The sequence below is a fragment of the Chryseobacterium sp. MA9 genome, from assembly GCF_024399315.1.
GTDB lineage: Bacteria > Bacteroidota > Bacteroidia > Flavobacteriales > Weeksellaceae > Chryseobacterium.
Genome location: NZ_CP075170.1, coordinates 4,544,521 through 4,558,273 on the forward strand (window position 1 = coordinate 4,544,521; position 13,753 = coordinate 4,558,273).

At 34.4% G+C, this 13,753-nt stretch carries 9 protein-coding genes; 6 read left to right on the plus strand and 3 right to left on the minus strand.

Translation table 11 applies throughout. The features are described from left to right. Positions 1–90 precede the first annotated feature (90 nt). From KIK00_RS20855 to KIK00_RS20880, 6 genes are all read left to right on the plus strand, one after another. Entirely contained in the window at positions 91–6,858 is a 6,768-nt protein-coding gene (locus tag KIK00_RS20855; RefSeq protein ID WP_255814191.1) for an FG-GAP-like repeat-containing protein, read from the plus strand. 77 nt (positions 6,859–6,935) lie between these two features. Continuing rightward, complete coding sequence (locus KIK00_RS20860; protein ID WP_255814192.1) at positions 6,936–7,424, plus strand: hypothetical protein; 489 nt, start codon at positions 6,936–6,938, stop codon at positions 7,422–7,424. 175 nt (positions 7,425–7,599) lie between these two features. After that, positions 7,600–8,571, plus strand: a complete 972-nt coding sequence (locus KIK00_RS20865) for a polyprenyl synthetase family protein (protein ID WP_255814193.1) — start codon at positions 7,600–7,602, stop codon at positions 8,569–8,571. A 76-nt stretch (positions 8,572–8,647) separates the two neighbouring features. Further along, positions 8,648–9,598 (plus strand): GSCFA domain-containing protein, encoded by a 951-nt coding sequence (locus KIK00_RS20870; protein ID WP_255814194.1) that lies wholly within the window; start codon positions 8,648–8,650, stop codon positions 9,596–9,598. Beyond that, the gene (locus KIK00_RS20875) at positions 9,599–10,120 is read left to right on the plus strand and encodes a DUF4269 domain-containing protein (RefSeq protein WP_255814195.1); all 522 of its coding nucleotides are present in this window, start codon (positions 9,599–9,601) and stop codon (positions 10,118–10,120) included. 5 nt (positions 10,121–10,125) lie between these two features. Further along, the gene (locus KIK00_RS20880) at positions 10,126–10,887 is read left to right on the plus strand and encodes a TatD family hydrolase (RefSeq protein WP_255814196.1); all 762 of its coding nucleotides are present in this window, start codon (positions 10,126–10,128) and stop codon (positions 10,885–10,887) included. Positions 10,888–10,948: 61 nt separating this feature from the next. On the opposite strand, the gene KIK00_RS20885 is transcribed toward KIK00_RS20880, so the two are convergent. The 3 genes from KIK00_RS20885 to KIK00_RS20895 all read right to left on the minus strand — a co-directional run bounded on the left by KIK00_RS20885 (position 10,949) and on the right by KIK00_RS20895 (position 13,663). Next, positions 10,949–12,253 (minus strand): DEAD/DEAH box helicase, encoded by a 1,305-nt coding sequence (locus KIK00_RS20885; protein ID WP_255814197.1) that lies wholly within the window; start codon positions 12,251–12,253, stop codon positions 10,949–10,951. Positions 12,254–12,442: 189 nt separating this feature from the next. Then, complete coding sequence (locus KIK00_RS20890) at positions 12,443–13,081, minus strand: porin family protein (RefSeq protein WP_255814199.1); 639 nt, start codon at positions 13,079–13,081, stop codon at positions 12,443–12,445. Between the two features lie 90 nt (positions 13,082–13,171). Beyond that, positions 13,172–13,663, minus strand: a complete 492-nt coding sequence (locus KIK00_RS20895) for a DUF6438 domain-containing protein (protein WP_255814200.1) — start codon at positions 13,661–13,663, stop codon at positions 13,172–13,174. Positions 13,664–13,753: the final 90 nt, after the last annotated feature.

Here is a 13,753-nt window from a genome sequence, read left to right on the forward strand (position 1 = left end):
GATTTAATATTCTTCTTTGTCTTTATTCAACATGATTTTACTTGTTGATTATCATTCATCAATTACTATTTATAAAAAACTAATACAACAATGAAATTATTTTCATCATTGATATTATCCTTGTGTTCAGTATGGGGATTTGCACAGACCATACTCTACCAGCCAGAATCCACTTCACGGACGGTTCAGGATCCGCAAACGGTGGTCATGACACAAGGATTTTTTGCGAAATCAGATGTTTCAAACCCTTTTCTTGCAAAAATAGGTCCTGCAGTGGAGAATCCTGGTGGAGGACCAACAAATTCAAATGCGGGGGCTAATAATCCCAATGGAACTTCAGCTCCTGCAGGTAAAAGTTTCCATGACACAAAAGGAAATATTGAAGTAGCAGGTGGAGGTCAGCTCCAATTTACTTTACCTATAGCTCTTCCTCCAGGTATAAAGAGTGTAGCTCCACAAATTAATCTTGTCTATGCCAGTGGATCAGGAAACGGTATTGCCGGATACAGCTGGAACTTATCAGGAATGACTTCTATTTCAAGAATTGGAAAAAATATTGATAAGGATGGCGAACCTAAAGGAATTCAGTTAGATTATTCAGATTATTTTAGTTTCAATGGACAAAGATTGATTCTTAAGTCTGGTGAATATGGCAAGGATGGAGCAGAATATGTTACTGAGAAGTATTCTAATATTAAAATAAAATCTGTTGGTACCTACGGTATCAATGGGCAAGATGCAGGTCCTGCACATTTTGAAGTTACTTTTGAGGATGGCTCACAAGCGTGGTATGGTAAAAATGAAGGAGGATTTAGAGGAAGTGTTGTAGTAACAACTCCCTTAGAATACAATATTGTAAAATGGAAAGATGCACAAGGGAACTACATTAGCTATAGTTATGAATCTGACTCTGACACCGGAGGATTCAGAAGCTCTAAGAATGTTGTACGGATATCCACAATAGCATGGGGAGGAAATGAAACGCTAAATAAACCTCATTTTAACTTAATTGAGTTCACTTATAATGACAGAGGTTTAGTAGAAGAATCCTATGTACAGGGATTGAGACATACACAAAGTAAAATTTTATCAGAAGTTATAGTCAATTCAAACGGAAGTCAGTTTAAGAGATATGTTATTGACTATGTTAATAATGATACTAAGTATAAATTTGTTAATAAAATAACAGAATATAACGCTAATAATGAGCCGGCAAATCCTATAACTTTTGAAAATGAATCATCACCTCAGTCATCAAATATGTTTAATCAGAATTCTAGATTTGATGAAATTTATGGAGATGGTGTTATTTCCGGAGATTTTAATGGTGATGGAAAATTAGATTTTGTAAAAAAGAATACATTAATGCTTAGCAGGCTTGATGGAAATTCAACATTTTTCACTGTACAGTATGCAGGAACGCCTGTATCAAAAGGATCTTTTTTGAAGAACGGCAAGTTTAGCCCAAAAGATGTTTTGTATACTTTATCTGATAATGAACCGGATGGAAAAACCAGACTTAAGATTTATGATTTTAATGGAACCAACTTTGAAGAGATTACCTCTAAAGAGCTAGATTTCTCCCCATACAATTTTGGTAGTACTGTAGGATACACTCCTATATATGGCCAATCTAATCCATTAGTGGCAAGTACTTCTACTTTAAAATTCCTGGAAGGAGATTTTAATGGCGATGGAATATCGGAGTTTATTATTTCTACCTTAAAAATGGTACAGGAGGAAATATGGGGACAGGACTGGAACGGATATCCCGAGCTTCAGGGAGCTGAAGTTATTGGAAATGAAGTTTTTGATTTTTATTTTGATCCGCTGTCAGGAACTCTGAAAAGAGTAAATCTGCCTTTAAGTGATTACAGTAAATATATAGGACCATATTTATTTACCGATCAATGGTATTATAAGCCCGTTCCAATTGGGGATTTCGATGGTGACGGAAAAACAGATCTGATCAGCCTTCTTAGTGGAACCAAGGTATATTCCTTAAATAATGCTACAAAGGAATTTGAGCTGAAAGTACAATCACCGGCACAGATTTCAGTAAGAGGAGTGGCTTTACTTGGAGATTTTAATGGTGATGGAAAAACGGATGTGATGTCTCCGGTAGCGGAAGATTCTGCAGATTGGAAAATGTTTATTTCTACCGGTAATGGAGTTATAGAATATTATTATTCAAATCTGACTCTCTATAAACCCGAACATACAGGAGCACCTACTAAACGAAGAAAAACACTAAGAAATTACTTTACACCTGATCTGAATAAAGATGGGAAAAGTGATTTCCTTCACTTTCAGTCTGAAGTTTGGTTCAGAGAATGGGCAATTAATAACCCGGATTCAAGCTACGGATTTGTTTATTTCAGAAATGATGGAGCTGACAGTACCGGAAAACCAATCTTTACCACTGCATACAACCTTGCTTCTAAGGAAGAAACAGCATGGGGAGATAAGAACGATGAAGATATTAACTATTCTAATTATGGAGAACATTATTTTCCACTCATAGGAAGCTTCCGACTTTCACAGCTCAATACTGATTTTGCTATTATCCATAAAACGAAACTTATCACATGGGATTTAGGAGGTAAGTTGGATAAGATGGCAAGAATAAAGTCCATTACACAAGGAGGTATCAAAACAGATATAGAATATTCTCCCCTGATCAACGAAGGAAATATTTACAAATCTTATCTGGATACCAATCCCGTAAATTACCCTTATATCAATGTTAGAGAAAACCTTAATTATTATGTGGTTTCTAAATTGATTCAGGATCAAAGAAAACAGGAATTCAGATACAGAGATTTAATTGGTCATTTAAATGGTAAGGGAATGATTGGCTTTAGACAAACAGCCCAATCAACATTTTTTGCCAATGGTTTTGAAAATACAAAAATCTGGACTGGTTCAGAAATGACTCCTTTAAATGAAGGACTGCCTTATAAAGATTGGTCTATCAGAACATACGATGAAAATAAAATTTTCCCGGCAGACATTTCTGAGAATAATACACAGCTATTGTCATTTAAACAATATGATTATAAAATTGACAAACTTCTGAATGGGCAGGTTGTAACAGCAGCAGTAGCTGATGGGAATAAGGCTAAAGTAATCACAGCCATTGTTCCTAGTAATACAAAATCTAAGGATTTCTTAACCGGAACAGTGATAACCGGAAATGTGACTTATGGAGATTATTATCTTCCAAAACAAAGTATTTCTAATGTTAATAATGGATTAGCAATAACCACTTCTACATTTGATTATTACCATAATCCGTCTGGAGTTGGTACAAATTATTATATAGGACGCCCAAAATTAAAGGATAATGTGACCCAGGCATATGGTGATAGCAAATCCAGTAAAGAGGAGTATACCTATGACAGTAATTTATTAAAAACTTTAAAAACTTGGAATAGGGATAATACCGCTTACTTACTTGAAACCTATAGTTATGACAGCTTTGGGAATGTTACTGAAAAGACTATTACAAACAGTACCGATTCACAAGCACAAACTACTAAAACAGGTTATGAACCACAAGGGAGATTTGTAAATAAAAAAACAGATAATCTTGGGTTGATTACCCAAATTGAATATAATAATTGGGGACAGGTTTTAACTCAAACAGATCCTTTTGGAAACACTATAGACAATACATATGATAAGTGGGGGAAACTATTGACTTCTAAGAATAATTTAGGAGGAATAACAACTTATCAATATGAAAGGGATGATAATTCTAATATTATTAATACTGAATACAACCCTGATGGAGGTATTTCAAAAAAATACACCAATAAACTGGGGCAAGAGTATAAGATATCCACGAAAGCTTTTGGCCAGGGGCAATATGTGTCTCAGGAAACTCAGTATGATGTATTAGGACGAAAAACAATGGAATCTGATCCTTATTTTGAGGGACAGGGATCCGGTTTATGGAATGCTATTGTTTATGATGATTCAGTGTTTCCTGCTAAAGCCACGGCTACTGCATCCAACGGAAAACAAACAGAAACGCTTGTTTCAGGATTTACAACCACAATAAAAGAACTAAATGGATATCAGAGAACTACTTCTAAGATTTCTGATGCTTTAGGAAATGTAATTTCAAGTACGGATAAAGGAGGAACAATACAATTTGTTTATAACGCTGCAGGTGAACAGATAAAAGCTCAGTATGGAGAAAATATTGTAACAACCAAGTATGATGGATGGGGAAGAAAATCAGAATTTAACGACCCTTCTAACGGAACTTACAAATATGAATATGATGGATTTGGACAACCGAAAAAGATCATAAGCCCTAAAGGAATTAAAGAATATACGTATAACAATTTAGGACAACTTATTTTAAATAAAGAACTTTCAGTAGTTGACGCAGGTAAAGCAACAGATAAGACAATATCTTTTATCTATGACAGCAAAGGAAGGTTGACCTCAAAATCAGGAACTTCTAACGGACTGCCTTATAGCTCTGCTATTTCTTATGATCCTCAGGGAAGAATAGTATCATCTTCAGAAAGTAGCAATGGGAAATATTTTATTCAGAAAGGAATTACATACGACGATAAAGCAAGAGTGATTTCCTATGAAAAGCAACTGTATTCTTCTGGTGTTTTGACCAAAGTACAAATAGAAAATGTCTACAGTACATGGAATGGAGAATTGTATCAAATAAAAGATAAAAATTCCGGGAAAATATTATCTGAACTTAATGAAACGAATGCCAAAGGCCAGATTCTAAAAGCTAAATTGGGGGCTGCAGAGATAACAAATACTTATGATACAAACGGTTTTTTAAGTAATACTAATCACTCTTCACAAACTAAGCCAAGTATCTTACAGCTTTCTTATTCTTTTGATGCTATTAAGAATGAATTAAAAAGCAGAACTACAGGTGGTGATTTTAATATTGTGGAGTCCTTTGATTATGATAGCAATAACAGATTGGTCAATTGGACAAATCCTGTTACGGGTATAAAGCCTACATCAAACAGGAACGTATATGATGTTAAAGGTAGAATTGTAGAAAATGACCAGATAGGTAAGATTAAATTTGAAAACTCTTCAAAGGTTTATCAGTCTACCGGAATGACCCTTAATGCAGCAGGAACACAAAATTATAACAATGATTTGATTCAAAGTATTGTTTATAATGAAAACAATGACCCTGTATTTATTGATGGAATGAAAGGAGACGTGGCTTTTCAGTATGGGCTGACAGACATGAGACAAAGAGCTACTTATGGAGGTAATTTTAACCCTGATGGGGAAGGTAAGTTTACAAAATATTATAGTGAAGACGGGAGTTATGAAATATTGAAAAATAATGCTACAGGAAAAGAAAAACATATTCTGTATATTGGAGGAACACCATATGAAAGCAATATTGTATTTCTAAAAGATTACACAGAAAGTGTTGGATCTTATAAGTTTCTGCATAAAGATCATTTAGGAAGTATTTTGGCAATAAGCAATGAAGCAGGAAATAAATTAGAGCAGAGACATTTTGATGCATGGGGTAATTTCACTCATTTGCAAATAGGTAACGGCCCGATTATTACAGATAAGAATAGTATTGACAATTCTTCTCTACTGATAGACCGTGGGTATACCAGCCATGAATATTTTGCAGAAGTAGGAATCATCCATATGAATGGCAGATTATATGATCCATTATTAAGAAGATTTTTAAATGCCGATGAAAATATTCAGGATCCATATAATACCCAAAATTACAATAAGTATGGATATGTAATGAATAATCCGCTGTTGTACAATGATCCGAGTGGAGAATTTATTTGGTGGGTACCGGCAGTAGTGGCTATAGTTTCAGAGTTTTTTACTATGTATTATACCCAGACTCCTTTTGATCCAATGCGTTTTGCCGGTAGCTTGGCCATGTCATATGCAAGTGCCGGGTTTGCCGGGCAGATAGGAGACGTATTTAAAATTGCATCAGTAATTAATACCTTGGGACCCACCGGAACTATTCTGGCCAGAGCAGGAGCTCACGCTTTAACACAAGGGCTCTTATCTTATGTACAAGGAGGAAACTTCTGGAGCGGAGCATTAAGTGGTGCATTCTCCAGTGCTTCTTCTGATTTATTGGAAATGGCAACAAATCATGTAGGGTCAAATAACATCTTGAGAAGTGATGGCTTTGCATTATTTAATGGAGCTATAAGTGGTGGTGTAGGTTCTGTACTTGGAGGTGGAAACTTCTGGATGGGAGCCGGACAAGGGCTAATTGTAACAGGATTTAATTTCCTTGCCCATAAGATTGAAGAAAATAATTTAATCAGAAAAGCTTTTGAGGATCCTGATGGGAAACCGGCCGAGAATATGGAATGTGTGCAAGAAGCATATGGAAAAGTTAAAAAATTGTTTACCAAAGCCATGTTAGCAGCAGTAAAAGCTGTTCCTATCAGTGATATTAAGTTAGACTTAGAAAACACGGGCAATCCAAATGATGACTTTGCGGCCGATACACGATGGGGAGAAAAAACAGTTTTTACTACTAAAGGAGTAAAAGGTAAAGTATTGAGTGTTGAAATATCAGGAAAAATAGTAATAACTTTGTTTAAAGGTTCTTTTTCTAGCTGGGTAAATTTAGGGAAAAGTATATTGCATGAATATTACCATGTAGCTGATATGAGATCACAGGCATATAAAACACAATATATTAAGACAGTGAATACTTATAAAGATGCTGAAACAATAACAGGCAGTTTAACCGATTGGTCTGAAGGCAGAGCATTTAAATTTATTTTTAGTCTTGGTGATACAACAAGTGTATACAAAGATTACAAACATTTATATCATAAAAAGAAATAATGAGAACATTATGTTTATTATTAATGAGTAATTTGCTATTTGCTCAATCTTTAAGTATTAATGCAAAACAATTAAATTTGTCAAAAATTTTAGTGAGTATTAAAAATACCAGCCACACTGAAACGATTAAGCTGATAGCAGATGATAGAGCTTTAGTATACTCTTGTGATTATAAAAACAGATGGCCGTCACCTGGTAATTTTGCAAGATTAGCGATTTGTTTTGAGTATCCGAAAAACTATAATTATTACTCTAATATTGTACCTATGAGGCAAAGAGAAAAAATGTACGGAATAGATCAGGATCTCTCTGCTTCAGAATATATTACCCAGAATGTAGTTGAGATTAAACCTCTTGAGAAAAAAGAAATCATCTATAATGTTTCGGATTTTAATAATAGTTTAGTCTTCAAGAAAAAGAAAAAATTTACGGTAAGACCCAAAATTATATATTTTGGAGAGCAAATAGAAAAATATAGAAACTCTTCAGAGGTAAAAGAAAAATATTTCAACAAAAATATTTCATCTGACACTTTTGACTTGACTACTTATTTTTTTAAACCATAAATAGTCAATATTGGGATTTATTCTCAAAACCAAGCCCCCTTATGATCATCATAAGGGGGCTTTTATAATGAATATTCTATTAAATCTATTACATTAAAAATTCTGACGAAACGATGAGTTTTTTTGTTTTATAAAGCCCCGAAAAATCGTATTTTTGTTCAAATTAAAAGATTTTATGGAATTTTTAGACAGATACCAGCAGATTGTTGCGGACGCCATCACTAAATATACTTTTAAAGATAAACCTTCGGAGCTGTATGATCCGATGAATTATATTATTTCCCATGGTGGAAAGCGTCTTCGTCCTATTATGGTGCTGATGGCTTGTGAGATGTTCGGCGGAGATCTTAAGCAGGCAATTAAGCCGGCATTGGCTATCGAGTTTTTCCATAATTTCACGCTGATTCATGATGATATTATGGATGAAGCTCCTCTAAGAAGAAATAAACCAACCATTCATACGCTACATGGGCTTAATGTAGGAATTCTTTCTGGAGACGGACTGATGCTGAAAGCATATAAGTTTTTTGAAGATCTTGAACCTGAAATCTTCAAAGCTTGTATCAGAATATTTACCCACACCGGGCTTCTGCTGTGTGAAGGACAGCAGTATGATATCAACTTTGAAACTCAGGAAGACGTTACTTTTGATGACTACATCAGAATGATTACTTATAAAACAGGGGTTTTGAGTGCTTCGTCATTTGAAATTGGAGCTTTAATTGCAAGAGCTGATTTTAAAGATGCCAAGGCTATTTTCAATTTCGGAAAACATATCGGAATCGCATTCCAGATTATGGATGATTATCTTGATGTGTTCGGTGATCAGGCACAGTTTGGGAAAAAACATGCCGGAGATATTTACGAAAACAAGAAAACCGTTCTGTATTTGTTAGCAAGAGAACATGCTACTGATGAAGAAAGAAAAGAACTGGATTACTGGTACTCTAAAAAGACAGAAAACGTTGATAAAGTTTATGGCGTAGAAAAGATATTCAGAAGAACAAAAGTAGATGAGAAAGCTTTACGTCTGATTGAAAAACATAATGAAATCGGACAAAGCTATCTTCAGAAAATAGACGTTCCTGAAGAAAAGAAAAAACCTTTTATCGAACTGGCAAATTATTTGTTGAGAAGAGAAAGTTAATATAGGTAGCAGAGGGTAGGTGGCAGGTAGCAGCAATTTACCTGCAACCTATTTTCTGCAACCTAACCCCTATACAATGAAATTCAGAACAGAAGTTGATATTCCTGCCTCAGATAAGAAGATTGAAATTGAAGATAAAATATTTTCAATAGGCTCATGTTTTGCCTCTGAAATGACGGATTTACTCCAAGACGGACAACTTCAAACCCTTAACAATCCCTTTGGAACGATATTTAACCCTTTTTCAATTAATAACGCTATCAATAGGTTACATGATTCTGCGTTTTATGAAGAAGAGGAGCTGATTACTTATAATGAAGAATATATTTCTCTGGATCACCATACCAGTTTTGATACCCGGTATATTCATCAGACCTTAGATAAAATAAATGGAGGTATTGAAGCCGGAAATGCCTTCCTTCAGGAAGCGGACTGGATCATTATTACCTATGGTTCTTCATTTATTTATGAGTTTCTTCCCAAGAACAAACTGGTGGCCAACTGTCACAAAATTCCACAAAAGTTTTTTGAAAAAAGACTGCTTTCCCATCAGGAGCTGACGAGTTCGATTTACCAGACGATTCTGGACCTTAAAGATATTTGTAAAGAAGGAGTACAAATCCTGTTTACCGTTTCACCAGTAAGACATACTAAAGATGGAATGGTAGAAAATCAGTTAAGTAAATCCAAATTAATTACAGCTATCCATGAGTCTATTTCGATGTTTGAAAACTGTCATTATCTGCCGGTCTATGAGATTTTGATGGATGACCTCCGGGATTACCGTTTTTATAAAGAAGACATGATTCATCCCAGCACACAGGCGGTTAATTATATTTTTGAGAAATTTGGAAATGCCTATTTTTCAGTAGAGACCCAGAATTTTATCAAAGAAAATTTTAAAATTATCAAGGCTCTGGAGCATAAGACCAGTGATAAGAAAGATCCAAAGTTTATAGAATTCAGAGAAAAATTAGATCAAAGAATTGAAGTGCAGCGTAAAAAGGTAAAACATAAAATATTTTAAATGCTCGATTTTACAAAAATTGACTACCTGAAAAGCGGGAATGAAAGACAGAAAAAAGCTTATGAAGTTCTTGCAAAGCATCGTATTTTTGAGAAATTAAAAGACTATTCACCCATTTTAGCAGGAACAGTTCCTATTGAAATTGATATAGAAGGAAGTGATCTGGATATTATTTTTGAGATGGATTTAAGATTTGAACAAGACTTTTTGGACGATTTAATGTTTAGCAGGTTTATTCCTTACGATGTGGACGTTGAATATCCCATTGTAAACGGCGAAAAATGTATTACATTAAATTTTGTACTGGATGGGTTTCCCATCGAAATTTTCGGACAGAATAAGCCCACAATAGAGCAGAATGCATACCTTCATATGGTTGCCGAATACAAAATATTACAGGAAAAAGGAGAAGAATTTAAACAAAAAATAATAGAACTTAAAAAACAGGGGATAAAAACAGAGCCGGCTTTCGGAATGTTGCTTGGACTTGAAAATCCTTACGAAGATCTATTGAAATTTTAAATAAAATGATTGATACACATACACATCTATACGCAGAAGAATTTGATGAAGACAGAAAAGAAGCTATTCAGAGAGCTTTAGATAAAGGAATTACAGAATTCTATCTTCCTGCCATCGATTCTGAATCACATGAGAAGATGCTGCAGCTGGAAACAGAATATCCGGGACAGATTTTTTCAATGATGGGATTACACCCTTGCTACGTAAAACCTGAATCTTGGGAAAAAGAACTTGAAATTGTGAAAAATTATCTCGAACAGAGACATTTTCCTGCAATAGGAGAGATAGGGATTGATCTGTATTGGGATAAAACAACGCTGGATATCCAGGTGAAAGCCTTTGAACAGCAGATTGACTGGGCAATAGAAAAGGATCTTCCGATTGTAATTCATACAAGAGAAAGCTTTGATGAGACATTTGAAGTGTTAGAAAGAAAAAAACATCCGAAGCTGAGAGGAATTTTCCATTGTTTTTCAGGAAACCTGGAACAGGCACAGCATGCTATTGACCTTAATTTCATTTTAGGAATTGGTGGAGTAGTGACCTTCAAGAATGGGAAAATAGACCAGTTTCTGAGCGAAATTCCACTGGATAAAATTGTTCTGGAAACAGACTCTCCTTATCTGGCTCCGGTCCCCCACAGAGGGAAAAGAAATGAAAGCTCCTATCTTGATCTGGTAGCCGGTAAATTGGTAGATATCTATGGGAAAGATTTCTCTGAGATAGACCGCATCACGACAGAGAATGCAAAGAATCTTTTTAAGTAGTAAAATTGTAATTTTAAGATAAATAAAAACCCCTTTCCAATGTTGAAAAGGGGTTTGTTTTTTATTTCTTTCTTGTGAAATTTTTGTTCTTAGGTTTTTTAAACCCTACTGAAGCTCCCGCAGAAGGCTTTTTACGGTTATTATTCGGCCTTGAATTATTATTGTTGCCTGTTTTAGGTTTCTCACCACCCGCATGCATAGGCTTATTATTAGAATCCCTTTTCTGAGCAACCAAATCATCAGTATGGAAAGGATGGTCTTTGATCACAGGAATTTTCTTCCCAATCAATTTTTCAGTATTCTTTAGATTCAAAAGATCGAGTCCGTCTACAAAAGAGATAGAATTACCTTCAGCTCCGGCTCTTCCTGTTCTTCCGATTCTGTGTACATACGTTTCAGAAACATCGGAAAGCTCAAAATTGATCACAAATTTCAATTCGTCAATATCAATTCCTCTTGCTGCAATATCCGTAGCGACAAGAACTCTTGTTTTTCCGGATTTAAAGTTATTCAAAGCATTTTGTCTCGCATTCTGAGATTTGTTACCATGAATGGCTTCAGCAGAGATATTGTCTTTTTGAAGTTTTCTTGAAATCTTATCCGCACCATGCTTTGTTCTTGAAAATACCAGTACTGAATCTGAAATATCATTTTCAAGAATGTGAGTTAATAAATTCAGTTTATTATCCTTTTCAACAAAATAAACGGATTGTTTGATCGTATCTGCTGTAGAAGAAACGGGAGTAACCTCTACTTTTACAGGATTATTAAGGATAGAATTAGCCAGTTTCTGAATTTCCCCCGGCATTGTTGCTGAGAAAAATAAAGTCTGTCTTCTTTGAGGTAAAAGTTTAATGATTCTTTTTACATCATGTACAAATCCCATATCCAGCATTCTGTCTGCCTCATCAAGAACAAAGATTTCAAGATTTTTTAAACTGATGATGCCTTGGGCAATAAAGTCAAGAAGTCTTCCTGGTGTTGCTACCAGAATATCAATTCCTTTTCTCAAAGCAGCTTCCTGATTTCCTTGTTTTACCCCTCCGAAAATAACAAGTTGTTTTAATGGAAGATATTTACCGTAAGCATTAATGTTTTCCTCAATCTGAATAGCCAGCTCTCTGGTTGGCGTAAGGATTAATGCTTTTATATGTTTATTGGGAATTTTATTTTTGGATAAATTCTGTAGAATAGGAATAGAAAAAGCAGCTGTTTTACCAGTTCCTGTCTGCGCGCAGCCTAAAAAGTCTCTACCGTCTAATATATCAGGAATCGATCTTTCCTGGATAGGAGTAGGAGTCGTATATCCCTGCTCCTGAATTGCTTTTGCAATAGGCTCTATTAAGTTTAAGTCTGTAAAATTCAAATGAATTATTTTAAAATTTTAAATAAAAATTCCTTCAGTCTGAAAGAATTACATTCTGCAAAGGTAGTTTAAAAAAAATTAAGATATTATTTTAGCGTTTTATGTCTTTGTAAAGATATTTCTAATTATGTAAAATAAAAATGACCACCCAGATTTGAGCAGTCATTTTATCAATGTTAAATCTATTTTTTATTTAAATCTATATCCTACACCCGCCTGCAGAAATCCAATTTTAATAGGAACTGAATTGTTTTTATTCATTTCTATAAAATTGAAATTGTATCTGGCATCAACAAAAAACTTTTGATTAATCTTATATTCTGCACCCAGGAATGGAAATAAATTCAAGGTTTTTAAAGATTCGTAATTGTGGGTTTCAGTCTCTCCAAAAACAGTATTCATTTTTACTTTGGATGATATGTTAAATCCTAAGTTCATCCCTACAGAAGCAGAAAGCTCTGGAACAATATAATATTTTACTGAAATAGGAACCTGTATCTGATTGAATTTGTAATCAAAGTTTATTTCCCCCATGCTTACCACTTCATTGCCTACCAATTGGTACCAAGGATAAGCATCTTTACCACCCAATTGAGTGTACAGTAATTCGGCTTGCAAACCAAATTTAGAAGATAAAGGCTGTTCTGCTGTGATACCTGCATAAAAATAGGATTTTGAATCCAGCCCAGTCTCAAAAAACTTCATATTGGATAAGGAATATCCTCCTTTTACACCAAAGCTCATAGATGCTAGGTCTTTTGTATTTTCTTGTGCATTAAATATTGCTGAGAAAGCAAATACTGCAATGAAAAAAATGTTCTTCTTCATATTTATTTTAAATGGTTAATAGTTTTACAAAAAAATAATTCCTCCAAACGAAGGAATTACTGTTGCAAATATAATATTTTTTTAGTGAAACTATTTCACTTTATTCCATTGCTGGCTCTTTCTTAAGCTTTCAAAAAACTGATACACTTCCGAAAGCTTTTTACTTCCGTTTTTTCCATAATCTTCAATGTTTTTTGAAGTTCCGTCAGCGAATTTGATTCTTAAATAGGAGGTTGGAAGATCGGTAATATTTTGTTCACCATATTTGTCATTTAAGCTTTTTACATTGAGCCCATCAAGCAAACTGATTAATTTATTGTAATCTTCTTCCTTGATTGTTCCTTTGAAAGTTCCTTCACGGGGCTTGGAAAACTCATCTTTTGAAGGCTTATCATTAAAATTAAAATGTTCCGCTTCAAAAACCGCTGTTCTATCCGGGCTGATTGTCATTTTAAAAACAGGACAGAATCCGAAACAGGGAGTAGCCTCATATTCAATAGCAGAATATTTGGAATTTATTTTCTGAGAAGTTGTACAAGATGTTAAAAACACAAATGCACAAATGGCTAGCAAATATTTCATAGTTTAAAATTTCAGATGGTCTTTCAATAATTATTCCAAAGAGAATATCTTCTTATATTTTTACTTAACCTGTATTTTTCTGAACCATTA

Coding starts and splice junctions, on each gene's coding strand:
- KIK00_RS20855 (WP_255814191.1), top strand. CDS start 91: ATGAAATTATTTTCATCATTGATATTATCCTTGTGTTCAGTATGGGGA.
- KIK00_RS20865 (WP_255814193.1), top strand. CDS start 7,600: ATGGAATTTTTAGACAGATACCAGCAGATTGTTGCGGACGCCATCACT.
- KIK00_RS20870 (WP_255814194.1), top strand. CDS start 8,648: ATGAAATTCAGAACAGAAGTTGATATTCCTGCCTCAGATAAGAAGATT.
- KIK00_RS20875 (WP_255814195.1), top strand. CDS start 9,599: ATGCTCGATTTTACAAAAATTGACTACCTGAAAAGCGGGAATGAAAGA.
- KIK00_RS20880 (WP_255814196.1), top strand. CDS start 10,126: ATGATTGATACACATACACATCTATACGCAGAAGAATTTGATGAAGAC.
- KIK00_RS20890 (WP_255814199.1), bottom strand. CDS start 13,081: ATGAAGAAGAACATTTTTTTCATTGCAGTATTTGCTTTCTCAGCAATA.
- KIK00_RS20895 (WP_255814200.1), bottom strand. CDS start 13,663: ATGAAATATTTGCTAGCCATTTGTGCATTTGTGTTTTTAACATCTTGT.